Here is a 25,751-nt window from a genome sequence, read left to right on the forward strand (position 1 = left end):
CGTCACACATGACGTGGGTAGTCCATGGATTGATGCAGCACCCGGATCACTTCGATGCCGGTGTCTGTGGCGCGGAAGAATACGATATGGGCGCCGACCGGAAAGGCTTTCAGGCCGGGACGGACATGATCGTAATTAATAGCCAGATCGGTCGATGCCGCGAGTGTCTGAAAGGTCTGGTCCAGATCGCTGATATACTGCTGCGCCTGTTGCCAGCCAAACTCCGTATAGCTGTATTCAAAAATGCGTTCTAAATCTTGTTCCGCACGGGGTTTGAGGACCAGAGTATTAGCCACCACGCGGGCCTTTTTGCCTCATGCGGGCTAAAAAGCTATCTCGATCCCAGGGCACAGCTTCGCCACTTTGCTCACCTTCATCAATGAGCTGGCGCAATGCTGCCAGTTTAGACCCGGCGGTTTTTTCCTGCAGCAGACGGAGCCCATCGCGGATCACTTCGCTGTTGGTCTTATAGTCGCCAGATTCCACCAGGCCTTCAACAAAGGCGCGCAATTCTTCACCGGTATCAACCGTCATAGTTCGAGATGACATACTGAGCCTCTTTTCTTGTCAGGGTCTACCTGGTCAATTATAAGACATATCATTACAAACTACCATGACGGGTGTGCGCAGAGGCGTCAGTAAACCAGGTGCGCGGTGCGCGTGTAGGATTTTTGCCGGGCATTGGCCTTAGACACAGACACGACTTTAATGCGCTGCGCGTCAATGCCGGCATCCGTGAGGTGACGCATGACTGCCCGGGCCCGCGCCAGTCCCAGCTGATAATTGTAGGCAAAGGTACCCGACGTGTCGCCTGCGCCCTGAATTAAGATCCGCTCATTCGGATGCGTGGTGAGATATGTAATATGGGGCGCCAGGACATCAGCGGCGTGGCCCGGTAAGTCGGTTGAGTCGAAGTCAAATTCGATATAATGAACAACGGGTTGAAAAGGTTTCTGAGGGGGAGCCGGTGGCGCCGGCAATGCCCGGACGACGGGTGGCGTTGAACAGGCTTGCAGGAAAGCCGACAGCCCTAACACAATGAGCACGTTTTTCATGAAGACTCCTAGATATCGATCTGCCGCATCACGACAGGGTAGCACTTACCTGTGTCTGTACAACCGCGATAAGTGAGGGTTAATTGACGTGATTTCAGATCGCTGAGCTGTACAGCAATGGTGATCCGATCGCGATAGATAAGCTGCCCGTCCTGATGAGGCTCGCCAGGCTGTAAAAACCGGAATGCGGGCGCGTTATCTGGCTCGGAAATATTAAAGTATTGCTTATACAGGTAGTGACCATCCGCCAGCTCCCAGTCCAGTATCAGGGTGCCTTGTGCGTAGCGATAGGACAGGAAAAAAGCCTGTTCTGGGGGTAAAAATTCGGGCTGAGCAAGGCTGAGCGCTTGTTCATCTGCCAGTTGTCTCGCTGGCTGCTTGTCGGTGTTGGCAAGCGCACAGTGAGATAGCAGTAAAAGCGCACTCATTAAAGGCGGTAGTTTGGCCATGGCCTGAGTAACTCCATCAATCAAAGTATTGCGCCATGATAGCGTGAACAGCACGCTTTTCCGGTACAGTACGCGGGGTCATATCTTAGTCCCTACCGGTGTTTCTCGTTGAAAAATGGCTACAACATACTAAAAAGATTTGTATAGTCTATACAAACACAGCAATGTGGCCGTTGAAACCTGATAGCTAGATACCCGGTTGCTAAGGCTAGCATGCCTATCGAGATAATTGGTATGTTGTAGCCATTTTTTAAAAAGGACGCATAATGAAACACACCATGGTGAGTGACTTCAAGTACGCACTGCTCAAAGTGAAAGAAACCAGTGAAGCGCTGGTTCAGCACCTGACACAAAGTCGTACTTTGCAAGAGGCCGTGTGTTTTACACTGCCTGTTGTTCACGAGGCCGAGGCCCGCACACGGGCACAGCTCCTGAAACAACATCGCTATGATCAGTCCCCAGCGGACACCGCACAGCTGGACGCGCCCTTTGCCATCACCGCGCACCAGGGGCGCACCGCATTACACAATGCAACCCGACACTATCTGACACTGCACGCTGGCCGTCCTGATTCAACGCGCTTCTCGCAACGTTTGCCAGGCCTCATCCAGTTACACAGCAATGACCCCGCGCAGCTCATCGCAGCCGTCGAAAACGCTAACACAGCCCGCAGCCACCTCAAACAGGTGATCCGCCACCTTTCTCCCAATGTGGAAACGCGGTTTGACCTGGTGCACCGCGCTGAGCCCGGCTTTATGCACCCCATGGCCACACGCCCTATTCATCTGTTTGCACAACGGGAGATAAAAAGTGCCCGCTTCAACTGGGAACACAAACCCAATGTCAGCGTGTTAACACGCAATGAAGCCATCGACAGAGTGCGACGCTCTGCCGCCTATGCGACACAGGATGCGCCAGCGCACGCTGACCTCAATGTGCAGGGGGAGATCCAACAACTGACCGGCTACCCGGACACAATGCGGTTTAAAGTGATCCGGCCCACGCCGGTTGTGCCCATTGTCAAACTGCGTTTTAATGAACCCCTGTGTCAGCGCTCTGCGCGCAGCACAGAAACAACGGTGCGACAAAGTTTCGTGGCGCACTCACCCATGCTCTTGCTCAATTGCTCAACGCCTAAACTCAAGTGGCTGACAGATTACCCGGGGCGTACGGCGCCTGTGACTGACAAACCGTGTGTCATTGCGCGCCTGCATTTATATGAGGGCACCTGATCAGGTGCCCATATTGAATTATCTTTTTGATTCAATGCCGTAAAAGTGCTTCCAGGACCGAAAACCATTGTAAAACTGGTCCGGTGCGCTGGGCATATCGGCCGGTCTGAGACCGTCGCGCGATAGACGACGCCAGTCATAGCTGGTTCTCAGATCATATTGCCTGGCGAGCTGCGCGGCAACCTGAAGCGCTTCAGGAAAGCTCAAAAATCGTTTTGAACGGGGGGCTAAAAAGTCTTCCCAGCCTTCAAATTCTGTGTAGTAGTTTTGCGGGGCACGCGGGTATACCCCACTGATCCGACCTTCTTTAACCGCCCGACGCCACTCCCGGATAGAGGTGATGTTCAGTGCGTGAACCTGCGCTTTGAGATCCATGTAGCTAAGGGTTCCATCATCCACTGTGCCCAGTTCGATGACCTCGCCATTTTCACGCAGTTCTTTTTTCCCAATGGAGACTAACTGGTGAAAAAACTCTATGCCGTAATATCCCAGCGGATCAGAAGGAATATCGCCGGGGCGACCATCATAGCCTTCCAACCGGCCGGTGCACAATTTCTGAAAGTCTGACTTGGTCTCCACACCCATGGACACCAGTTTAATGGCTGCATCTCTTAGCTCTAACTTAGGTACCGAATTTGTAGATTGCATAATTATTTCTTCTAAGAGCAATGGCATCTAACGATGCATTCGTTGGACCATACGATGAGATAAAGTTATTAAGATTAGATATTAGTTGATCTAGAGAGTAAAATCCAACAATGTCTGTAACAATAGGTGTGCTCTTTTTGTCCAATAAAAATATTTGTGCAACACTTTGGTTATGTTTCTTGGTGGTAGGATAAACCTGTAACGATATAGAAAAACCGCCAGTATTAAATGCTTTAAAGAACATTCGTTTAAAGGCATGAGATAACTGCATGGATCAACCTCTTACTTCAACTGCTTGTTATATTAGTATTTGCCGGTTGGAATAACACCTATTACAACCCTGTATTTCCTCTTCTGTAATACACCTAAAATATGCATGAAAAATGAAGTTACGCGCCAAGGGTTGGGGGGGTCTACTGTGCTCAAAGCCCATGATAGATAAGCTACAATCCGAATTCACTGTCTGCTGTTAGGAGCTTACTTTGGTTCATCAATCATTTTGGCTTGTGCATATCGCGCCGATCCACCGGGCGTTTACAGTCTATATCGCCCTGTTTGGGTTAATATGGCCACTTACTCTGATCCAGGAGCAGTTATACTATTTAAACAATGCGCTGACACCATTTTCTATATTGACCTTTTTCGCGGTTTCACTCTGTCTTTTAAGAGTCGATTTTTACCCGCAAAAAATTGAGATAAAGTGGTCAGGGGTTGTACTAAAAAGATGGACGGCATTAAGAATGACCACCCGTCAGGAAAAAAAACTCCACCGAGTATATTGCGTTCAGCAAAACGGGGGCGCCCTGATCAAATTACCACTGCTACTCAATCTGGTACCAGTGCCCTTACTGGAGCCACTGCATGATTGAGCACATTTCCTTTCATCATCAGCAGATCATGGACGCCGAAACTTACCAGCCTGTGGCCAGCGAGCTGTTACTCAGATCGGGCAAACCGCTGTCTGCTGACACCCTCAACCAGCTGCTGGTCAGTGACGTAGAAGCATTAACCCGGTGTAAGGTTGAAACCGCGCTGCGGCTTAATTACGATGCGGTGTTCCTTAACTTTTCCCGCCGTCAGCTGGCCGCCAGACAATTTATGTTGGCGCTCGATCACCTGGTACACCTGACGCTGTTTACAACGGTGGTGATCGAAGTCACAGAATGCATGCTGTCCTACTGTGCGTCCCGATATCATAAGCATCTGCAACAGATCCACGACGCGGGGATTTTACTGGCCATTGATGATCTGGGCCGTGGTCACTCCAATCTGGCCGCCGTCAAGATGTCTCCTCCCCCGGCCTTGGTCAAACTCGATATGTCCCTGCTGCGCAGTGCAATGCGTAACCGAAGCCATGCCGTCATGTACAAACAGCTGATCGCCAACTTGCACCGACGCGGTTTTCGGGTGGTCTGTGAGGGCGTCGAAACGGCCAAGGAAGCCCAGCTGGCCTGTGCAGCAGGCGGCGATTTACTGCAGGGGTATTTTTTTCACCGTCCGCAGGCTGTTGCTCAGAAAATTGAACAGCCCGACCTTGCGCGCCCCCATGCCCCCACTCAGGCTTCACCCTGCTAGTACGTCAGGAACTGGTGCATCTGTGCATAATCGTTCGCCTTATCAAGGGGCACATCCGGATTGTGGATCATACGCCCGGCCGGTATAGCGGCAAAGTTGCCCAGCGCAAAGTCCAGCATGCGTCCCTCAGGGTAAAACTGTTGATCGAATGTAAAGCGCCTGACAGGATCAAAGAAATGACTTTTCAGTAACCAATCGACTTTGACCCCCTGAAAGAGAGCCGGTGTACAGGCTTTGGCCTGCGTGATGTCCTGGTCCTGATGAAACACCCAGAACCCGGTGCTGTAACGTTTCAGATAATGCTGACAGGGTATCGACAAACTGTCGAAAAACGCATTGCTAAATTCCACAACCACGGCATCCGCTCTGATCTCAACCACCTCAAAACGCATCGATTGCAAAAAAGGTTCAAAAAAGTGACGGCGCAGATAACTGCTGTGCGCGGCGATCTTATCAGCCTCAGTATCCATAACATACTGGGAGGTATCATAAAAACGCGTCAGCTTGGTGTCATTGGGCGGGACAGTGCTGCCTGAGTTGGCAGCCAGCTGCGCCTGAGCTTGCTCAAGATCAGCCTGACTGATACTGCCACTGGCCAGCTCACTGAGCAGTTGCGCATACGCCGCGCGCATATTTGCCAGCTCCGCTTTCAGCTGCGCATTGGCGCGCAAGTCTTTAAACGCCTGTGCGGCGGCATCCTCATCACGCACCACTTCCACCTTGGCAAAGAAAATGCGCCGTTGACGATCCCACTGTTCCTGTTTGATGGCGGCCAGATAGGCGCTGGCTGAGTACGCCGTGAGCTGCTCAGAATACTGGCCGTTCTCAATGCGCTCTTTGCCATACAACAACACCGCTGCATCTTTGCTCACCAAGTGTTTGGCCTCAAGGCGGGCGCGCTCCCGTACCTGGTTGTCACTCTCAGTTGATGAATAATGGATGGTCACTTCCAAGGATTTGGCGCTTGCAATGGCGCTGTTCAGCAGCAACATTGCAAAAATCACGTACTTCATGGATCTCCTTCACCTGTGCTTTGTCCTCTGTGGCAGCGAGTTTAGCAAGACGCTACAGAGGGAGACAAGTGAGACAAGTGAGACAAGGCGCCGGCGCCCTGTCTGCACTATAACTGATGCTGCTTCACTGGCATCATCATCTGACTGCCAGCACTCAGCGCATACAGTTGCTCCGTTTGTGTGTTTCTGTAAAAGCCGGTTTTGGCATCACCAGTCATGCTTTCCAACTGCATCATCTCACCATTTAACATAAACTGTTCATAGAGATGTTCAGACAACGCCTCCAGATCAAGATCTGACACATCTTTCACCTCGATCCGGGCCCCATCAGTCAAATCAATCGCAGCCTTATCGGTTTCCAGTGACATGCCCGGGCCCAGGCTGATCACCTCATTTGCTATACTGCGCTCTTTTTCGGACTGCGTGTGCTCTGTGGATAATTTGTCGACTGTTGACTGAGACCCCTTATCAGACAAAGCTTGTCCAACCAGCGCCTGCAGCGGTGCGTTCCCCTTCAAGGCTTTACCCAGCTCAGACTCAGTGCTGATCTCAGCCACGCTCTGCCACTGGCCGGTGCGGATCCCATGAGTCAACTGCTCGGTCGCCGCACGGGCAGTATACTGACCCAAGGCCTGTCCCTGTCCCAGCAGCTGACTGGCCTGCGTCACCGCGTCAACCTGCGACGCACTCAAGGTGCCAGCCTGAGCATCTGACGGCGCCAGGGCCTGCTCAACCAGCGCCTGCAGCGGTGCGTTCCCCTTCAAGGCTTTACCCAGCTCAGACTCGGTGCTGATCTCAGCCACGCTCTGCCACTGGCCGGTGCGGATCCCATGAGTCAACTGCTCGGTCGCCGCACGGGCAGTATACTGACCCAAGGCCTGTCCCTGTCCCAGCAGCTGACTGGCCTGCGTCACCGCGTCAACCTGCGACGCACTCAAGGTGCCAGCCTGAGCATCTGACGGCGCCAGGGCCTGCTCAACCAGCGCCTGCAGCGGTGCGTTCCCCTTCAAGGCTTTACCCAGCTCAGACTCGGTGCTGATCTCAGCCACGCTCTGCCACTGGCCGGTGCGGATCCCATGAGTCAACTGCTCGGTCGCCGCACGGGCAGTATACTGACCCAAGGCCTGCCCCTGTCCCAGCAGCTGACTTGCCTGCGTCACCGCGTCAACCTGCGACGCACTCAAGGTGCCAGCCTGAGCATCTGACGGCGCCAGGGCCTGCTCAACCAGCGCCTGCAGCAGTGCGTTCCCCTTCAAGGCTTTACCCAGCTCAGACTCGGTGCTGATCTCAGCCACGCTCTGCCACTGGCCGGTGCGGATCCCATGAGTCAACTGCTCGGTCGCCGCACGGACATTGTACTGACCCAAGGCCTGTCCCTGTCCCAGCAGCTGACTTGCCTGCGTCACCGCGTCAACCTGCGACGCACTCAAGGTGCCAGCCTGAGCATCTGACGGCGCCAGGGCCTGCTCAACCAGCGCCTGCAGCGGTGCGTTCCCCTTCAAGGCTTTACCCAGCTCAGACTCGGTGCTGATATCAGCCACGCTCTGCCACTGGCCGGTGCGGACCCCATGGGTCAACTGCTCGGTCGCCGCACGGGCAGTATACTGACCGGAGGCCTGTCCCTGTCCCAGCAGCTGACTGGCCTGCGTCACCGCGTCAACCTGCGACGCACTCAAGGTGCCAGTCTGATCGCCTGACGGCGCCAGGGCCTGTTCAACCAGCGCCTGCAGCGGCGTGTTACCCTGCAGGGCTTTACCCAGCGCAGACTCGGTGCTGATATCAGCCACGCTCTGCCACTGGCCGGTGCGGATCCCATGAGTCAACTGCTCGGTCGCCGCACGGGCATTGTACTGACCCAAGGCCTGTCCCTGTCCCATCAGCTGACTGGCCTGCGTCACCGCGTCAACCTGCGACGCACTCAAGGTGCCAGTCTGATCGCCTGACGGCGCCAGGGCCTGTTCAACCAGCGCCTGCAGCGGCGTGTTACCCTGCAGGGCTTTACCCAGCGCAGACTCGGTGCTGATATCAGCCACGCTCTGCCACTGGCCGGTGCGGACCCCATGGGTCAACTGCTCGGTCGCCGCACGGGCATTGTACTGACCCAAGGCCTGTCCCTGTCCCATCAGCTGACTGGCCTGCGTCACCGCGTCAACCTGCGACGCACTCAAGGTGCCAGTCTGATCGCCTGACGGTGCCAGGGCCTGTTCAACCAGCGCCTGCAGCGGCGTGTTACCCTGCAGGGCTTTACCCAGCGCAGACTCGGTGCTGATATCAGCCACGCTCTGCCACTGGCCGGTGCGGACCCCATGGGTCAACTGCTCGGTCGCCGCACGGGCATTGTACTGACCCAAGGCCTGTCCCTGTCCCATCAGCTGACTGGCCTGCGTCACCGCGTCAACCTGCGACGCACTCAAGGTGCCAGTCTGATCGCCTGACGGTGCCAGGGCCTGTTCAACCAGCGCCTGCAGCGGCGTGTTACCCTGCAGGGCTTTACCCAGCGCAGACTCGGTGCTGATATCAGCCACGCTCTGCCACTGGCCGGTGCGGACCCCATGGGTCAACTGCTCGGTCGCCGCACGGGCATTGTACTGACCCAAGGCCTGTCCCTGTCCCATCAGCTGACTGGCCTGCGTCACCGCGTCAACCTGCGACGCACTCAAGGTGCCAGTCTGATCGCCTGACGGCGCCAGGGCCTGTTCAACCAGCGCCTGCAGCGGCGTGTTACCCTGCAGGGCTTTACCCAGCGCAGACTCGGTGCTGATATCAGCCACGCTCTGCCACTGGCCGGTGCGGACCCCATGGGTCAACTGCTCGGTCGCCGCACGGGCATTGTACTGACCCAAGGCCTGTCCCTGTCCCATCAGCTGACTGGCCTGCGTCACCGCGTCAACCTGCGACGCACTCAAGGTGCCAGTCTGATCGCCTGACGGTGCCAGGGCCTGTTCAACCGGCTCCTTTGCTATGCTGCGCTCTTTTTCGGACTGCGTGTGCTCCATGGATAATTTATCGACCGTTGACTGAGGCCTCTTATCAGACAAAGCTTGTCCAACCAGCGCCTGCAGCGACGTGTTCCCCTTCAGGGCTTTACCCAGCTCAGACTCAGTGCTGATATCAGCCACGCTCTGCCACTGGTCAGTGTGAACGCCGGTGAGTAACTCCGCAGTCGCTGCATTGGCATCATACGTGCCTGTATCCTGCACCATCAGTGCACTGGCCTGCGCCACCAACTCACCCAGCCCCCTGGGCTTTTCTCCAGATACCCCATCCAGTTTTTCCGGGGAAATCAGGGCTTGCCCAATCAACTCCTTCAGCTGCGGATTCCCCTTCAGGGCTTTACCCAGCTCGGAATCGTCCTTAATCTGCTCAAGACTCTGCCACTGATCAGTGTGCACGCCGGTGAGCAACTCCGCGGTCGCTGCATTGGCATCATACGCGCCTTCCCCCTGCGCCATCAGCTCACTGGCCTGCGCCACCAACTCGCTCAGCGCCCCGGGCTTTTTTTCGGATACCTCACCCTCCTTTCCCGGGGAAGACAGGGCTTGCCCAACCAACTCCTTCAGCTGCGGGTTACTCTCCAGAGCTTTACCCAGCTCGGAATCGTCCTTAATCTGCTCAAGACTCTTCAACTGGCCACTATTGACACCAGTGATCAACTCCGTGGTCGCCGCCTTGGTATCATATGTGCCTGTATCCTTGACCATTAATGCGCTGGCCTGAGTCACCAACTCGGCCTGCGACGTGCTCAGCCCTCCTCCCTGCCCATCAGGCGTTTCTTTTACCCTGGGAGCACCTGAGGAGGGCAGGAGTTGCCCAACCAGCGACTTCAGGTGCGGGTTACCCGCCATGGCTTTACCCAGATCAGAGCTGCCAGCAATGTCCTTAACGCTCTGCCAGGCTTCGCCCTTAGCCCCGGTTATACCGGAGATCAGCTGTGCCGTTGCCTCATCCCTGCTGTACTTACCGGCCACCTCGCCCTCGGTGAGCATTGTATTCGCCTGGCGCACCAGGGCCGCCTGCTCAGTACTCAACTTGCCTGACTGTTGCGCCTGGTAAAGCTGGGCCATCTGCAGATCTGACATGTTGCCCTTGCCACCCACACCAGCCAGATACGTCTGATAAGAATCCTCCGCGGCTTTAAACACATTATCCATGCGCTCCTGGGCAAGCGGAGACACCTTCTCCACACGTTCGAGTTTATTATTAGGATCCTCAGACAGCTCTTGATAGAGCTTACTCAGCGCCGGGTTTGCGGCGATGGCCGCGGCGAGATTATTGGCATCGCCATGCTCCAGCTGGTCAACCGCGCTCTGTGCCGCTCCCTTGAGCTGTTCAGTTCCCCCATACGGGGTATAGATGCTTAGTTGTTCATCTGAAGAGGTGACAATGCGAGTCAGAGCCTGCATGGCGGCCTCTGCATCATAGCCGCCAAGGCGGGCGTTTTCATTCAGCATGGTTTTGGCCTGATCCAAATAAAGGGCTTCCGCAGATGTTAACTCCGATGAATTCAGGCCCATGCGCTGCATCAAGTTTCCAAAGTATCCACCGGTATCCTCATTCAAGTCGCCTTTCATCTTGTCAAACTGCGTTGCAAACTGCTCACTGCTGCCAAGCATATTCAGCTGTGCATCGGCCATAAAGCCCGGATTGACCAGGTTGCCCGCAGGGGCCTGACCACTGAGCAGACCCGCGGCATCAATGGCGTTGTCCATTTGCGCAGGGGAGCTAAGCAGACTGTCCACGGCCTGCACGTTGGCATTGTTGCCGTTGCTCTGATAAGCACCGTAAAAGGCGCTTGCATTGGCGAAAAACGTGTCCTGTGCTTCGTCAGACATGCCTATCCTCGTGGCATCAAAGCCTTCCCGAGTGCCGATCATAAAATCAAAGGCGGATTTCATTTGCGCATACTGCTCAAATTCGTCGTTAGACGCTGTACCCTGTGCCACTTTACTGACCAGGCTGGTGATGTCGTTGGCATTGGCATTACTCAGCATCCCCGCCCCGGCCACGATGGCGGCGCCGCTCAGACCATGTTGCTCAGCCTGGCTTGCCAAAAAGCGCTCAAAGCGGTTCTCGCCGCTGAGCCCCTTAAACTCAAGCATTGCCGCCGTCAGCGAGCCATCATTATTTTTAATGCCATCCAATAATTTACTCTGCGCCGCACTCAGTAATTCGTGTTGTTCAACGCGGTCCTGCGCCAGCTGTAACCGCTCGGACATCTCTGTTAAACTGGCATCTCGCGCATACTCAGCCGCAGAAATGCTGCCCTGTACATAATTGCCCTCCTTGTCCATCACACCTCGTTCGATGAGCTCGGCCTTCTTGTCATTCAATTCATCTTTTACAGTGTGGGCCTCAGAGGCGTTCGCAAAACCCACCGGTCGGACATCAGCCTCGTTGGCCTGGTTATTGCCGGTGAAGCCTTCCTGGTCCGCGCCCGCCACCATACCGCCGCTTTGCTCACGGGTGGCATTCGTCAGGCGTTCGACCGGGTTAACCAGCTGCTCAATGTCCTGCCTGTCGCCATATTGATTGCGAATATCCGTCCCCATGGCACCGAACACTTCCGACAGCATGTCACTCTGACTGCGCGCTTCGCCCAGTGTGCTGGGCGACAACTGGGAAATATCATCAATCATGGCCCGCATGGCGCCAAACCCGGCCTGATCGGCACGGCCAGTCAGCTGCTCTCCTTGCTTAAGATAATGCTCGGCCAGGCCTTGTGTCTCCACCCCGGCCTTATCGGATAACTGCGCCAACTGCTCCTGCGTGAAGGCACCATGCTCAGGGTCAAATAATGTACGCACGGCCCCCTCGGACACCATACCGGCCAGCGCTTCATTGTTCAGCGCTGTGGTGTTGCTGAACTGCATCATCTCAGAGGCACCTTCACTGACACGCTGAGACTCATTATAGGCTTGGGTAAATTCCTGCATATCGGTACGGGCTTTATTGAGGGCCGACGTATGGCTTCTGCTGGTCCCCGTTTCGTTCAGGTCCGTAAAAGAGTTCTGATCGCCATGAGTGAAACGGTTTTTGTGCGTATCGCTCAGCAACTCTTCAACTTTTTCCGCCTCTCCCTCTGATAAGCCAAATTGAGCACTATCCTGCAGATTCAGCTTAACACCGCCCGATAAGACCGCATTATCATCACCAACAGGCATTTTGCCATCGGCGCCCAGATACATATTCAGGGCCGCCATTTCAGCGGCCTCCCCTTTGACCGACGTATTCTTTTCGATGGCATTTTTGGTGGCCACCAGGCGCTCGGCATCATTCATCTCACCCCAGGTTTTCGTCTCCGCCCCCTGCACCACCGACTTATCACTCATTATCTCGTTAAACAAATCACTACTCGACTCCGCGAAGGCTTGCTTTGCCGTTTCCGTCTTATTTGTCGCCAGCTCCCGGGCTCTGTCAAAGGTCTGAGACACTTGCTCTGTGATACTAAGCCCGGAGAAGCGGCCACTGTCTGAGGTTTTCAGGTTTTGTTCAATTTGCCCTGAGACGGCGTTATACGCCGCGCCATGCTGGCCCATCTGCATCGTGCCGCTGTTCCAGTTACTGGCAAGTGTGGGGGCCGCATTGTTGCCATCCACATGCCCTTTGCCCGACGGGTTGACGGAACTCATCACGCCCATCAGTGAATGCACCCCCCCATACAACAGGAACATTGAAAGCATTGGAATGGCGGCCGTCAGCGCCGAGGCCACCCCCAAAAACCCTTCTATTTCATTCAGCACACCCGGCGTGGAGCCCACGGTAAACGGCTGCATCGAGTTCGCAAAGGCTTTTTGTGCCGCCAGGTAAGTGAAGAAATCAACAAAGACTTTGTTAAACCCCCACAGGTTAATGAACAAAATGATGTACATATACTTGCCTATCATGGCAAACCCTAGCCCCCCCATCACACTCAGGATCATCATGATCGGCGCAATAAAGAACGCGAACATTTCAAATACGCTCATCATGGGGATCATATAATTGAGGAACATAGCGCGTTCAGCCCCTTGCTCATACACACGCTTTTGCATGGCTTCAAAGACCATTTTATTGGCCCAGGGGTTATCGTTGCCACTGAGCGCCTGGTAAGCATAGTAGGTCACAAAGCGCCCGGTCATGAGTTCATAGGGATTGGGTAAAGCCCCGCCCCCGTTCAGGATCCGATAGGCCATGCTGATTGACGCACCGTCCACATTACGCGCCTCATGGTAGTTGTCGAGCCGCTGTTCAAACACCGGGCTTTTTATCTCAGTGCGCAACTTAGTGTAAGCATCTTTACAGTTAAACACCTTACCTTTGGCATCCCCCGTCAGGTATAAGGTGGTTTCATAGCCCGTGTAATCGACCGCGATTTTGTCGATCACTTCATCGATTGGCGTTTGATCCAGTGAATTCACACCGGTGTCGCTGGCAGGTCCGAACATCTGATGCGGCACAAAGCACTCATGCATATAGTTGGCGATGCTGCGTTTGAGGCTGTTTTTTGAACTGTCGCCATCCCCCATCGCATCGATTTGTGGCGTATAGGGCGCCGAGTGCAGACGCATCAGCGCACCCAGAGGGTCCGGCGGTGCCGTGGTGCTCATGCCCGGCATGGTAAAGTTTTCCGCCACAACATTGCGTAATCCACCGATCAAGGCACTGCCGGCCCAGGCCGGCACCGCAGCCAGCATGGGCACATTGGAGATGGTCCGGACATCATGGGAACCAGAATTGCTCGATTGCAGATGCACCGTAAACTGCGGCGACATCGGACCCAGGAAGATCATAAACCCCACCAGGCCGGTAAAAAACTCTTTGAATGGATAGGGGCTGCGCTCTGGCGCCATAATGAATTTAAAATAGGAGACAAACAGCATGATCAACATCAAAGCCCCCGCGCCGCGCTGAATATCAGCATACGTCGAGGCGTTGCCAAACATGCGCACAATGGCCATTAAGGTCGCATTCGCAAACTCTAAATCCCCTTGCAGGTATACATATAAATCCATGGTTACCCCTTATCCATTTTCTGCAAGGCAATGAGGTTCAGGTTCAGACGAATTGCATCCGCCGTCTTGGCCAGGCGCTTTGAGATCCTGTCCCTGACCGTCTGATAGTCTTTGGTAAAACGCACGAACGCCTCATCATAGTCATTTCTGAACTGGGCGCCCTGCTCATAAGTAGAACCATTGACCGCCCCCGCCCGCAGATAAATCTCCTTGATGTTCTTATACAGCTCTTCGTTGAAGGTCTGGGTCACTTTCAACGCCGCCAGCTCACCAAAATCATTGAGGTCCAGGTTGTAGCGCGTGGACTCAACCAGGTAGGGGGTAAAGGGCACATTGAAGGCCTCTTTGATCCGTCGGGCTTCTTCCGATAAGGTGCCCTGCGTGCTCAGTGCGTTAAAAATCCCGGTGTCCCCGATGATCTGATCACGGGCATAATACAGCACCTTCGGCAAGGTATTCTCCAGCTCATCCACATTCAGACATTGCGGGTCGCTGCTATAATTCCGGCACTTGTATACCGACAACTTAGCGTCGTCACCCCCGAGGATAAACTCTTCATAGTTGATGGCGGGGAGCGTGCTGATTGTTGGCTGGCCATCAGCGCTGTTGGTGACGACAATTTTGGCCCCCATAAAAGTCATCAATGCCGCAATGCTCGCCTCTTTGTTATTCCCACTGAAGTTATGAATGGCCTTGATGAAGGGCGAGTGGATCCCGGTATTTTTGTCCACATGAGCCGCCACCGAGTTCCCCTCGGTCGCCTCCTTCACGGAGGCTAGATCTTTCTCTTCATTGATATTCTGATCACCCAGTAAGCCCGTACTCCACGACGTGATGGTGCCATTGGCAGAGGCAATGGCACCGCCCACCAGGTCTTTCTTAAACAGCAGTTGATCTTCCGCCGGGCCAATCTTCTCGGTTAACAGGTTTTCAGTCTTCTGACAGGCATCACGGGCTAAATCATTCAGCTTACGGATCTTATCCTGCAAATTTTCCATTTCAGAGGCGCAGGTACTACAAATATTGGCGATGGCAATTTTAAAAAAGTAACTGGCTGCGCCCTGCGCAACGGCACGTCCTACCTGCACCAACTCATCTCCCGAAATCAACCCAAAGGAACCGCCAAAAATATCCAGACCGCCACAACCGGCCGACATGGATGGTCCCTGTACACTGAGTATGTCCACATTGGGCTGTTGCCAGCGAGCGGAAAACTGTCCGGCGCCCCAGGTGTTACCGTTGCGGGTTTGTACATGGTATCCCCCCAGATCATTCTGGTAACTGTCAAACAACTCCTTCATGCCCGCGCGGGCCTCCAATGTCACGCACAGGGCAGCGGCAGCCACCGCCAGCGCAATGTGATGCTGAGCAAAACCTGTCATTGTTGACCTCCTGAAACCGCGTTAAATGTCTGGGCGCCCACCGGAATGGAGTCGGCCAGTTTTTGTCTGAGTAATTCGGCCAGATAGCCGGGATCGTTTTCCAGCAATTGCCTGTCTGCCATCATGGTGCCCTCGGAGTCAGTTAACACGTTGATCTCCCTGACGCCCTGAGTCAGCTCATATTCCTGGGTATTGATCACGCCTTTCATGCGCGACGCCAGCAGCAGACGATCCTGAATATCGGGCAGCGACGTCAGCCCTTCGCCCAGCAATGTGAACCCGGAGCCATCATTCAGCGCCATCAATATCGTCGGTGTGTAAGTCACATTAAATCGCCCCGCCACATTGCTGGTATCGGTGACCACTTCAAACTCCTCTAAGCCGGGCAACATAGAGCCATCCATTGACACCGCCAGCACATTAACCTGGTGGCGGATGGCTAACTCTTTGAGGATCGGAACCTGCTTGCGACAGTAACTGCAATCGGCCGTGAAGAAGAACCACAGATGTGTCCTGGCGTTGACTTTATCCAGCACGGCGCTCAGCGCCTGGCGGGTTTCATCCTTAAAGACATTCAGAGAAAAGGTCGAGAACGGGCGGCGTTTGGCTTCATGCAATGGCGTTTCCAGCTCTGAAAACTCCATGGCTTTGGTGGAAAAGCGGGAACTGATATCCAGCATATAACGCTGCGCATACAAAAAGCGCGCAATATTCTCCCGGGTGGGGTTATTGATGGCCGCATCGCGGTATTCCGGGAACTTCTCCCGCAACCAGGTGACATCCAGTGCCACCCATTCCTTGTCTGGCTGAGCCGGGGGCGTTTGAGTCGGGGACGTGTCCGGGGCAGGCTCAGGTTCACTGTCTTGTTCAACAACCGGATCTTCAAACCAATACCAGCCACGGAAGCGATCGTCATAGAAGTTGGGGTCAGGTTGCGCGGCCGCCGCCTGACAGCACAGCCAGGCGGCCAGCAGGAAAAATACCTTATGCAAAATAGTGGCTCCGAATACTCTGATGGCGCCATTTTCTCACACCCGCCGGGTTCCAGAGGCACAGTAGAGACCCTCAAATTGCACGGTGTAATTACACCGGTTTTTGCGCCGGTATGTAATCAAGCGGCACCTGACAGGCGTAAATATGCGGAAATGCCGTGTTGTTCGCCAGGTGGGTCGCCAGGCGCTGCCTGAAGTGTGACGTCAGGAGCATGCCAACCCGTCTGCGCATGTCCGCGGCACTGTCAAAAGTCAGCTCACCGGCTTGCTCATGTAAGGTCAAATCGCCAACTTTAACGGCAAACTCGGGGAAATAGCCGGTCAGAGAGGCCGTTGCAGGCACGCGGGTCACAAACTGCCTGAACTGGCGAAGGTGTACTTGTGGCGCCTGATATGCCTGGGCCGTGAGGCGCTTGCATTTGATGTGTACTTCCACATTGTGATGAGGGTAAAAGGCCACCGTTTTCAGGTTCACGGCCATCACGGTCAGATACTGGGTGGTTTTAATCTGAAACAAGTGGTCGTCTTCACTGCCAACAGGGGCACTCTCCTGGCGCGTGTTGCGTGGCCGTTTATAACTAAAGCCACCGAAAGCGTGATTGCCGGCACGCGCTAAACTGGGGTCCTTCAGCGTATAATTGTAAAAGCCACCGTATGAATAAACGTATTCGGGCGGATGAGCGATGGGGGTATCAAAATAACGCCCGTCGTTGAATTCGCGATACAAAGTAATGACCGGCTGCGAGTCGGCCGCGTATTGATAGACCGTGTTATTGCGGTAATGCGTCCAGGCATCATCCGCGCGCACCGATGTGCCCGAGGCGCCGGCACACAGACCCAATGCCAGGACACCAAACAAGCGCGTTAAGGCGGGTTTGTCCATGATCACTCTCCAGATTTTCATTCGGGGAGCATACCGCCCGCTGCCCCGAATTTCAAAACCTGACGATCAACAACGGCCCCGGATCAGATGGCCGCCAGCTTCATACTCCGCCTGTTCAGCTTAGCTTGTTCTTTTTTTAACGCGGCCCTGTCCTTCAGCGAGCGCGCCACGGTTGGATTTTCAAGGCAGGCGGCGCATTCGTAAAAATGATCTAACTTACCACTGGTGTACTCTATGGTGTAAGGTTTACCGCAACACGCACAGGCATTGAGCACCCCGACTCTTTGTTCTCTGAGGTGATTAAAGAAATAGTACACATGGTTAGGGTGGATCTGGTTGCCCGGATATAACGCTGTATAGGTTAAAAACAGATCCAGCAATCGGGTTGGATACATGGTTCTGTCCAGGAACGCTTTGCCATACATCTTGATTGCCAGGTTTAAAATGCGGTCGCTGATCAGACGTCCCTCATCGGTCTTTAACCAGGCACAGCGCCCGGCCCGACTCTTTTTGGCAAACTCCGATTCTCGCCAATAATAATCAATCATAGACCGCTTACGCGCAAATAACGTGGTCAGAATTTTCTTTTCAGTGCCCATCTGAGATAGCATGGCGAGGGCATAATCATTAGCAACGGTTCTGGAGCGCTTCTGATAAAGACTATCCATTCTCTGTCACCCCCGAAAAATATGATCTAAACAACCCACTTTGGCTTTTTTCGCAGCCAGCGCTCTCAGTGCGACCTGCAGATCGGCAGCAGACACCTCAGGAACAAACAGCGGGATCCGCGAATCAGCCTCATACAGCGTCAGCATATCTGTCTCTGACGTGCTTTTGAGCAATGTCGACAACTCCGCATCGATTTTATAAATAGACTCCAGGTTCATCTCAAAGTCAGCCAACCTTTTAAGGATCAGAATAAGCTCGACGTTTTTCGTATAGTAGGCATTGATGAGCTCGGGTATTTGCTGCGACTTATCCATCATATTAACTCCTTTTTTATATTTATTGTTTCATTAATAAAATTATAAAATGCAGTACTTTTTCATTCAAGAAAAAATGATCACTTTTTGTAGAAAAAAACAATCACAATTTGTAAATCCAAAAAGAAACTTGCCTTCTCCGGTGCCTATGAAGGGTTCAGAAAATTAAGACTAAACAAAAACCTCCACAATTACAATGAGTTATTTTTAATTTAAAATGCCCACCTTGCACATCATTAGAGATATCGGGTACAGACGATATCAATACCACATCGGAAACAACCTTAACAAGAGAGTAAAAAACACCCCATACTTTATAACGAAAAAAGTAAATTTAGGAAAAAGCCAAAATAAAAACACGAAAATAAAAGCCAATAAAAACAAGCAAGATACCAACAAAAAAATATGGGCACAGTTTGTTTTTCGTTCCTTCCCCCGGCCCCCTCACCCGCCGTAGCCGAGCGCTCATAAACAGATTTACACCCCCTTATTTTGGTGCCCCTACGGTTTTCTCCGTACCACAGGATTAGGTAATAATACGCCCAAAGGGTAAGCTGGTTCGGGTAAGAACAGACTTTGCCAGGACGCTCAGATGACGCAATGCGGGATAGCCCAGTCGTACATCCTGCCCCCTGGCATGCAAACGTAAGCTCAAACCCCGTCATGCTATGACCAATAAAACCATGGAGATAAATATGTCTGACGCGCATCAAGACACACAGAATAATGACACCCCCGTTATCTCAACGCGCCATGCTGGCAAGATGAAAACTCTGGTCACACAGATCAGCTATAAAAGCGACTTGTTACATCAGTTCCTGTCAAAAAATGAAATACGCATGCTCAATGCATTCGAGCGCCTCGGAGCGATTTTTCGTATCGCAAGAACCAACCCGGCAGCCTATGACAAGATCCGCAGCTGGCACTATGACGTCAACCTGCTGATTGCCCGCACTCAGCTCGATACGCTGCAGGAATTGCGCGCGCAAAAACAAGCTCAGGCGCATTTTGATGGCCACTTTGAACTCAATCGACCCGAATGCTATGAAGTCATCTTTGAAGTATCACACCCGGTCGGCATCACCATTCCGCAATTAATTAAAGAAGTGGATGCAGAAATTGATGAAATTGAAACCCTGTTTATGTTCGGGATGATCGACGATACAGAATATGCGGCGGCCTGCAAACAGGCTTCGGTGATCATCAGTGGGGTCGTGGATCGCCTCAACAAAGTCACCGCTCCGGGTAAACGTGAAGGCGGGTCTTTCAGTCCAAGACATTTTGTTGAGATACTCAATAATCCCAATTTTGAGTTGTTAGCACACTGCGGAATGCCCATGGCAGTGGCTGAGCAGATCCTGACCGAAGCGCAGCTCGCGGTGGTCAGAACCCACCATAGCAGGCCTAAACTCGACGACCACCAGTCCGATACAAGTGAAGGCCTGGTGCAGGACAGCTATTAACATGCTGTCGCTCCTGGTGGCGGCTGCTGCCCTGCTAGGCAGCGGCTTTCTGGCTATACACTTTATTTTCAGCCGCAGGCAAAAACACACCAAACTGGTTGCACTCAACCGCGGCCACTATGTGTTTGACACCGCACACGGGCAGGGCGCAGAGCCAGTGTACCTGGATATTTTTCGCCGTCCGGTGGCTGCGCCGCACTCACACACCCAATCAGACAGCAACCTGCACCAGATCAGCGCGGTCAGTGTTGAGAGTCTGATGATGCGTTATGCCGATCACATCAAAGCACTGGAGTCCTATGCCAAGATCGGCAGCCACCGCCAAACACGCTGCGGTAAAAGCCTCTTCACAGAGCGCTATCTCAGTGTCATTGAGCGGTTTATTGAGTATGCCCACCTGCTGCCCGCCTCAGAACATCACCATGCTGAGCCTGGTGGCCTGCTGAGACACTCCCTGGAAGTGGCCACCCTGGCCTTGCGTCAGGCGGACAATACTCTGCCGCCTTCCACCAATATGGTGGACTTAGATGAACAGCGCCATGAGCGCTACATTTATGCCGCCTGGGTCGGCGGCTTAATGCATGATCTGGGCACTGTCATCAACGACTTACAAGTCCGCGCACACAGCATCTATGACGCAAAAACCAACACGGTTATTCCCGTCACCCACACTACCACCGCAATAAAACACTGGATCCCCCACATGGAGAGCCTGATTGAGTGGGCCCAGCGTCACCGGGTGGCACAATATACCATTCACTTTCATCGCGATAACTTCAGGCTGAGGCCTGATTCGCCAACCGCTTCCGGCTCTCTGCTGTTGCCACACATTCTACGCGGTGAGGGGCTGGAGTACATGATGGACAGCCCGGGCCAGTTATTTAACGAGCTCAGTGACACCCTGCAAAACTACACGCACAACAACAGTTATCTGGCGAAAATGCTCCGTTATGGCGACTCCAGCTCCACCAAAAAAGACCTTCGTGAAGGCGTGATGAACGCCTTTGGTCAGGCCAAACAATCCCGCGCCATGGCCATTGTCGCCACCCTGCGTAAGCTGCGGGCCAGCTGGACTTTCAACGGTGAAAAAGGCCAGGCTTTCATCATTGCCGGCCATGTCTATCTACGCTGGCAGTCCGCATTTCACAGCCTCATCAACACCATGAAAGCCGATCAGCCCACGCCGTTTGTCAAAGATGCTCTGACGCTGCTGGCGATGATGGAAGACTTTGCTATCGTGGAGCCCTTTGACGCCGAGCATCGCACCATTTCCTTTACCCCGGGTGTCTTCAGTCGCGAAGATGCCCAGGACATCCTGGCGGGAAAACGCACCGTGGTGTGGTTTGAACTGGTCAAGCTCACGCATCATGACTGGATCTATGATGCAGACCCCATGCACCCGAATTTGGCTGGTCTGCTGTGTCTCAAAGACACCAAGCGCACTTTTATCACCCGCGAAGATGGCAGCTGTCAGGAACTGCACCTCAGCCCCCCTGTGCCTAGCACGACAGAGACAGCAGCGTGCCAGGCTCAGGAGCGCCCCGGGCCACAGCCCCCACAAGCGCAGCACGTTCAGGCCACAAAAAACCCAAGTTCCGCGACGCAGACTGCGCATAAAACACCGCCGGTGGTTGCAACAGAGGTGCCCGCTGCACGTCCTGACACTCACCTGCCCCCGGAGCAACGCGTGCTCACGCTGCATGCTAAACACTATATTGATATCCAGGCCTGGTCGAAGGCCCATGGACAAGGCGTTGATGAGTACCTCAATCAGCTGTGTCGCAACAAGCTGGTACGGGCCCAGCTGGGAAAACCATCACTGATCCAGACATTGACCATAGCCGGAGTGACGCGCAGCTGTGTGGAGCTGACCCCACGCGGGCGTGCAGAATTCAGCCGTGCAGAGGCCGCTCCCGCTGTCAACACAACTGACGACGCCGCGGCGCAGGATCAGCTGCAGCAGCTGCTTGACAATGCCCCGCCGGGTACCCTCGGAGCTGTCTGTGCCCGATTATGTGAGCCACAACGGTATATCACGCCACATCAGCAAAAATTCAGGCTGTCGCTGGCACGACTTGCTAATGCGCTGGAGGGAACACCTGACAAACTACAGGATCAAACGCTGAACAGCGTGTTGAATACCATCACCAAACAGGCAGGGAATGACGCGATCACCCTCATAGACGCAACCCATTATGAGGTGTTACTGGATCACCGTGCCCTGCTGGACACAGAGGTTTTTTCATGAGCACCAAATATAACCGAACGGATGGGCGCTATATTGAGCACCTGTTCCGGCCCGTCTATGAAGCGCAAACCGCACTGGCCTGGCTGGCCGGCGCCATGCTCACGCCCTTTGCCACCCTGGGCGGATTCAACCCACTGTCCTGGGTCACGCTGGGACTGATGGCCGTGATGGGCACCGGCAGCCTCTACTACGCCAGAAAATCACTGCCGCTGCTGCGACGCCAGCTCAGACTCAAGCTCAATAAGCGTGAGTTTATGGATGTCTCTACCTTGCGCAAAATCAACCACCTGACCCCACGGGTCACCAAGGCACGCTGGCCGGACCCCAAGCTGAATTTCCTCGGCTATGGGTTCGAGTGGGGATCTGAACATGCCAATCGTGCCTATCAGGTGCTGGACATGGACTCCACACTCAGTGACATCACCATTCCCTTTTTTATGCAGCCGAGACTGAAAAAATGGCTCAGAGAAACCGCAGAACTTGGGGGTAAACCCTATATTCACGCCCTCGGTGATGAAACGCCCGTGCAGGCCATGGAAGAAACCTTTTTTGGTCACACTCTGGTCGCCGGGAATATTGGTACGGGCAAAACCACCATGCTTAAGTTGCTCAGTCTCAATGCCCTGCACATGGGGGCCGGTGCAGAGAAAAAAGTCCTGATCATCATCGACCCGAAAAATGACGAAGACTGGAAGCGCGCCGTCCGCCAGGAGATGGCGCATCTGGGGATGGCCGACCAATTTTATGAAGTGCACCCGGCCAAGCAAAGTACCTCATGCCGCATTCCGCTGCTGAAAAATTTTGTCAGAACCACCGAGATTGCCGATCGCATTGCGCCCTTAATGGGCAGCGCCGGCAGCAGTAAATCCTTTGAAGACTTTGCCTACGAACAGATCACTTTTGTGGCCAGCGGCATGGAATATCTTGGCACCCCGATCCGGCTGACCACCATCCAGTCCGCGCTGTCTGCCGGGAAACTGGCATTTTGCGAGCAAGTGCTGCACGCTTACTTCAGACGGACCCAGGGCGAGGATTATGCACAGCGCCTTGACCTGGAAAAACAGCAAGCCCAGGGCAATGCCCCCTGGCAGGTAATGGCGCAGTACTATAAAACCCAGCTGGCCAACGGGCCACACAGCCATCAGACCATTGCCGGCATTATTCAGCTGATCGAGCATCCTAACGAGCACTTCGTCAAGATGATCACCTCATTGCGCCCGGTGCTGACCGCGCTCACCACCAAGCCCATGGATGATTTATTTTCTGTCGTCGATGATGCCAGCAACGACGACCCGCGCCGGGTGGTTGACCTGGATACGCTGATGGAAAAAGGGGGCTGTCTGTACGTCAGCTCAGACTCCATGACTGACGGCAAAACCTCTGCGTTTCTGGCGCGCCTGATGATGGCGGAAATCGCCGCGGTGTCCGGGCGGCGCTACAATAAAGCAGACACCGACGCGCCGCGTGTTTGCGTCTTTCTCGACGAGGCCCATGCCGCGCTGGAAAACAACAACAGTCTAATCAACCTGCTGGCCGTCGGCCGGGCCTCAAAAATTGAGTTGTATCTGGCCACTCAGACCATCAGTGACATCGAAGATAAAACCAGCGAAGCGACCGCTAAGCGGGTACTCGGGTTATGCAACAACTTTATTTCCTTTCGTACCACAGATCCCAATACACAGACCTATGTGTCGGAGCAGTTTTCAAAAACCTCCATCACCCGGGTGTCGCAGCAAAGTGGCGCTTCAATTTCATCGGATCAAAGCCTCGCGTCCTTTCGGGCAAACCACGGTGAAACCACCCGCAAACAACTGGAAGAATCCTTTCCTAAAAGCCTGATGGGGGATCTGCCCAAGCTACAGTACATTGCCAGGCTGGCTGACGGGCGCAAACTCAAAATGCGCCTGCCGATCGTGATTAACAAACAACCACATGAACTTGCCCCATGGATACACTAAACACCGCCAAATCAGCGCGTAAATTCAGTTTTACGCGCTGCAAATACCCCGACTTCATGGCGAGCAATTTCGCCGGACTGTCAGCAGATACGCCCTGGGAGGCCCTGTGCGACACCGACAAACAACGTGTCATCCACACCTTATATGACCATATGGGGACTGAACTGGCGCTGCTGTTCAACCAGGCCCTGCAAACCCGGTTATCCCCGGCACACCACCCGTTGTGCGAGGCGCTACGCAATATAGCCCTGCACGTCGGCCTGGCCACCCCACATCACAGCGGCAGGAGCGTGTTTCAGCAGATCATTCTCAACACCGTCACCGATGTCATCAATCAGCGCCACCCCAGTGTGTTGCTGTCGTTGCTGCATGCGCTGGGCTGTGTGTTTACCCTGGCTGTCACCACGGCCCAGGGCAGCAGTAAACTGGACTTGCCCTGGGATTGTTTGTCTCAGTCTCTGTACGCCTATGCCTGCCAGATGCAAACCCGGACTTTGTATGTACGCGCCAAACCCACGACCCGCATGGCCCTCACCGATGAGCAAAGCAGTTTCTTGCTATTGCGCTTTATTCTGAGTGCACCCCGGATCAGACAGCTGCTGCTCTGTGAGCACGCTCCCTGTTCCGGACGCACGGTCCGCTCGGGTGCAGCCCTCGATGCCGCCGCCTGTATTGCACATATCGATAAGGTGAATAAAGTGGCCGGCGAATATTGCAGACGCATGGACGCTTACTTTGGCCCACTCGATCTGTTCGGCCACGACGCCGCGTCCGTCAGCTATGCCATCTCAACGGGGGCAGCCGCGTACCGCTGTCACCTCAGTGAATCCGGCCATGGTGAAGCGGTCGGTTACACCGCACTGATGACCTACCTCAGTGATGCCATGGCACCGGTGTTATTGACGCACATTAGCGCCGGGCAGCATAACTGGAATTGGATCTCCACGCCGTTGTCCGCCTGGGTCGACAGCCAGCACGACACTCCGGTGACCCTACTCAGTCAGGAAGTCTCGGGGCCGGCACGGGAGATCATGAGTTACGCGTTACTGGGCCTGATAGCCGATCGGGTCAACCTGTCTGTGTTTGGCCTGCCGCTGCCGCTGGACGATCACTCCTGCTACTGGAGGAACCAACTATGAGCGAGCCATCCACAACCAGAAAAATGTCACGGTTTCAGGCTTTCTTTATGGTGTCGAGCCTGTGTATTTCTCTTACCATCGCGCTGATGCTGATCACCGACTCCCGGGAATACAATCACAATATGATTGAAGAAGGCCGCCAGATCCGTGCCAGTATCTCGGTCAATGACTGGCATGCCGTACGTGAAAAGACCCTGCAACGTCAGGCAAGCTGGATCCATGATTCCGGCTTTTACCTGTGGTTTTTGAGCAAGATCACCCCGCAAAGTGCCACCCCTTTCGACCACCTGAGTACCAATACCCTGAATGCACGCCTGCAACAAAACACCCAGATCCTCGCCTATCAGATAGCCCTGCGTCTGACCATGCTGGAATACTGGTTGTTGCTCTCACTGCCTTTACTGATCTGCCTGATCATCTCGGCAATCAACCGCCACAGGGCCAACATGTACAGTTTTGGCGGAGCCAGACCAAACCGCACACGCCTGTACTTTAAGGCCATCTGGCTAACCCTCAGTACCATCTCCTTTTATGTGCTGGCACCGAGCCTGCTCGGTCCCTTTGCCATTTACTTGCCAGTCTTCTCACTCATACTGGTGGCACTGCTTATTTCGGGCATTATTAGGAATTTCCACAAAATATAAATAACTTTTTTCTGAAAGTTAGGGCGTGACTTTTTAGGGTCCGTAAATTATTCACTTTGTAAAACCACGTCGCCATAATATATCCGTGAGTTCAAC

At 54.0% G+C, this 25,751-nt stretch carries 20 protein-coding genes; 7 read left to right on the forward strand and 13 right to left on the reverse strand.

Translation table 11 applies throughout. The features are described from left to right. Positions 1-2: 2 nt before the first annotated feature. The 4 genes from AT705_RS24520 to AT705_RS24535 form a co-directional block, all read right to left on the reverse strand. A complete protein-coding gene (locus AT705_RS24520; protein ID WP_058798965.1) occupies positions 3-299 on the reverse strand; it encodes a type II toxin-antitoxin system RelE/ParE family toxin in 297 nt (98 codons plus the stop codon). Then, positions 289-549, reverse strand: a complete 261-nt coding sequence (locus AT705_RS24525; protein WP_058798966.1) for a type II toxin-antitoxin system ParD family antitoxin — start codon at positions 547-549, stop codon at positions 289-291. The genes AT705_RS24520 and AT705_RS24525 overlap by 11 nt, the downstream gene beginning before the upstream one ends. Before the next feature lie 86 nt (positions 550-635). Continuing rightward, the gene (locus AT705_RS24530) at positions 636-1,055 is read right to left on the reverse strand and encodes an OmpA family protein (protein WP_058798967.1); all 420 of its coding nucleotides are present in this window, start codon (positions 1,053-1,055) and stop codon (positions 636-638) included. A gap of 8 nt (positions 1,056-1,063) precedes the next feature. Next, positions 1,064-1,558: a protein-disulfide reductase DsbD domain-containing protein gene (locus AT705_RS24535; protein WP_058798968.1), complete on the reverse strand. Its 495-nt coding sequence runs from the start codon at positions 1,556-1,558 to the stop codon at positions 1,064-1,066. A gap of 212 nt (positions 1,559-1,770) precedes the next feature. Between AT705_RS24535 and AT705_RS24540 the strand changes: the two genes are divergently transcribed. After that, complete coding sequence (locus tag AT705_RS24540; RefSeq protein WP_058798969.1) at positions 1,771-2,736, forward strand: DNA replication terminus site-binding protein; 966 nt, start codon at positions 1,771-1,773, stop codon at positions 2,734-2,736. Between the two features lie 18 nt (positions 2,737-2,754). Here AT705_RS24540 and AT705_RS24545 read toward each other — a convergent pair whose 3' ends face one another. Both AT705_RS24545 and AT705_RS25550 read right to left on the reverse strand, forming a co-directional pair. Further along, positions 2,755-3,384: a hypothetical protein gene (locus tag AT705_RS24545; protein WP_058798970.1), complete on the reverse strand. Its 630-nt coding sequence runs from the start codon at positions 3,382-3,384 to the stop codon at positions 2,755-2,757. Continuing rightward, on the reverse strand, positions 3,359-3,655 hold the full coding sequence (locus AT705_RS25550; protein ID WP_167552028.1) for a hypothetical protein: 297 nt from the start codon (positions 3,653-3,655) through the stop codon (positions 3,359-3,361). Before AT705_RS25550 ends, AT705_RS24545 begins: the two co-directional genes overlap by 26 nt. A gap of 590 nt (positions 3,656-4,245) precedes the next feature. Between AT705_RS25550 and AT705_RS24555 the strand changes: the two genes are divergently transcribed. Further along, positions 4,246-4,959 (forward strand): EAL domain-containing protein, encoded by a 714-nt coding sequence (locus AT705_RS24555; RefSeq protein ID WP_058798972.1) that lies wholly within the window; start codon positions 4,246-4,248, stop codon positions 4,957-4,959. On the opposite strand, the gene AT705_RS24560 is transcribed toward AT705_RS24555, so the two are convergent. The 7 genes from AT705_RS24560 to AT705_RS24590 all read right to left on the reverse strand — a co-directional run bounded on the left by AT705_RS24560 (position 4,956) and on the right by AT705_RS24590 (position 18,206). Then, positions 4,956-5,972 (reverse strand): hypothetical protein, encoded by a 1,017-nt coding sequence (locus tag AT705_RS24560; protein WP_058798973.1) that lies wholly within the window; start codon positions 5,970-5,972, stop codon positions 4,956-4,958. The genes AT705_RS24555 and AT705_RS24560 overlap by 4 nt on opposite strands. 107 nt (positions 5,973-6,079) lie before the next feature. Further along, the gene (locus AT705_RS24565; RefSeq protein WP_058798974.1) at positions 6,080-13,963 is read right to left on the reverse strand and encodes a conjugal transfer protein TraG N-terminal domain-containing protein; all 7,884 of its coding nucleotides are present in this window, start codon (positions 13,961-13,963) and stop codon (positions 6,080-6,082) included. A gap of 2 nt (positions 13,964-13,965) precedes the next feature. Next, a complete protein-coding gene (locus tag AT705_RS24570; protein WP_058798975.1) occupies positions 13,966-15,345 on the reverse strand; it encodes a conjugal transfer protein TraH in 1,380 nt (459 codons plus the stop codon). Continuing rightward, positions 15,342-16,337 carry a conjugal transfer protein TraF gene (gene traF / locus AT705_RS24575; RefSeq protein WP_058798976.1) on the reverse strand — a complete coding sequence of 332 codons (996 nt, stop codon included), beginning with the start codon at positions 16,335-16,337 and terminating at the stop codon, positions 15,342-15,344. The genes AT705_RS24570 and traF overlap by 4 nt, the downstream gene beginning before the upstream one ends. A gap of 91 nt (positions 16,338-16,428) precedes the next feature. Next, positions 16,429-17,220, reverse strand: a complete 792-nt coding sequence (locus AT705_RS24580; RefSeq protein WP_058798977.1) for a hypothetical protein — start codon at positions 17,218-17,220, stop codon at positions 16,429-16,431. An 83-nt stretch (positions 17,221-17,303) separates the two neighbouring features. Continuing rightward, a complete protein-coding gene (locus AT705_RS24585; RefSeq protein ID WP_058798978.1) occupies positions 17,304-17,888 on the reverse strand; it encodes a hypothetical protein in 585 nt (194 codons plus the stop codon). 6 nt (positions 17,889-17,894) lie between these two features. Continuing rightward, on the reverse strand, positions 17,895-18,206 hold the full coding sequence (locus AT705_RS24590; RefSeq protein WP_058798979.1) for a hypothetical protein: 312 nt from the start codon (positions 18,204-18,206) through the stop codon (positions 17,895-17,897). Positions 18,207-18,898: 692 nt separating this feature from the next. Between AT705_RS24590 and AT705_RS24595 the strand changes: the two genes are divergently transcribed. From AT705_RS24595 to AT705_RS24615, 5 genes are read left to right on the forward strand one after another with little or no spacing between them, the layout of a single operon-like run. After that, a complete protein-coding gene (locus AT705_RS24595) occupies positions 18,899-19,666 on the forward strand; it encodes a hypothetical protein (protein ID WP_058798980.1) in 768 nt (255 codons plus the stop codon). Position 19,667: 1 nt separating this feature from the next. Further along, positions 19,668-21,914: a MobH family relaxase gene (gene mobH, locus AT705_RS24600; protein WP_058798981.1), complete on the forward strand. Its 2,247-nt coding sequence runs from the start codon at positions 19,668-19,670 to the stop codon at positions 21,912-21,914. Then, positions 21,911-23,872 carry a conjugative transfer system coupling protein TraD gene (gene traD, locus AT705_RS24605; protein WP_058798982.1) on the forward strand — a complete coding sequence of 654 codons (1,962 nt, stop codon included), beginning with the start codon at positions 21,911-21,913 and terminating at the stop codon, positions 23,870-23,872. The genes mobH and traD overlap by 4 nt, the downstream gene beginning before the upstream one ends. Then, a complete protein-coding gene (locus tag AT705_RS24610; RefSeq protein ID WP_058798983.1) occupies positions 23,860-25,011 on the forward strand; it encodes a hypothetical protein in 1,152 nt (383 codons plus the stop codon). The genes traD and AT705_RS24610 overlap by 13 nt, the downstream gene beginning before the upstream one ends. Beyond that, on the forward strand, positions 25,008-25,655 hold the full coding sequence (locus AT705_RS24615) for a DUF4400 domain-containing protein (protein ID WP_058798984.1): 648 nt from the start codon (positions 25,008-25,010) through the stop codon (positions 25,653-25,655). Before AT705_RS24610 ends, AT705_RS24615 begins: the two co-directional genes overlap by 4 nt. Positions 25,656-25,751: the final 96 nt, after the last annotated feature.

The sequence above is a fragment of the Pseudoalteromonas rubra genome (genome assembly GCF_001482385.1).
Taxonomy (GTDB): Bacteria; Pseudomonadota; Gammaproteobacteria; order Enterobacterales; family Alteromonadaceae; genus Pseudoalteromonas; species Pseudoalteromonas ardens.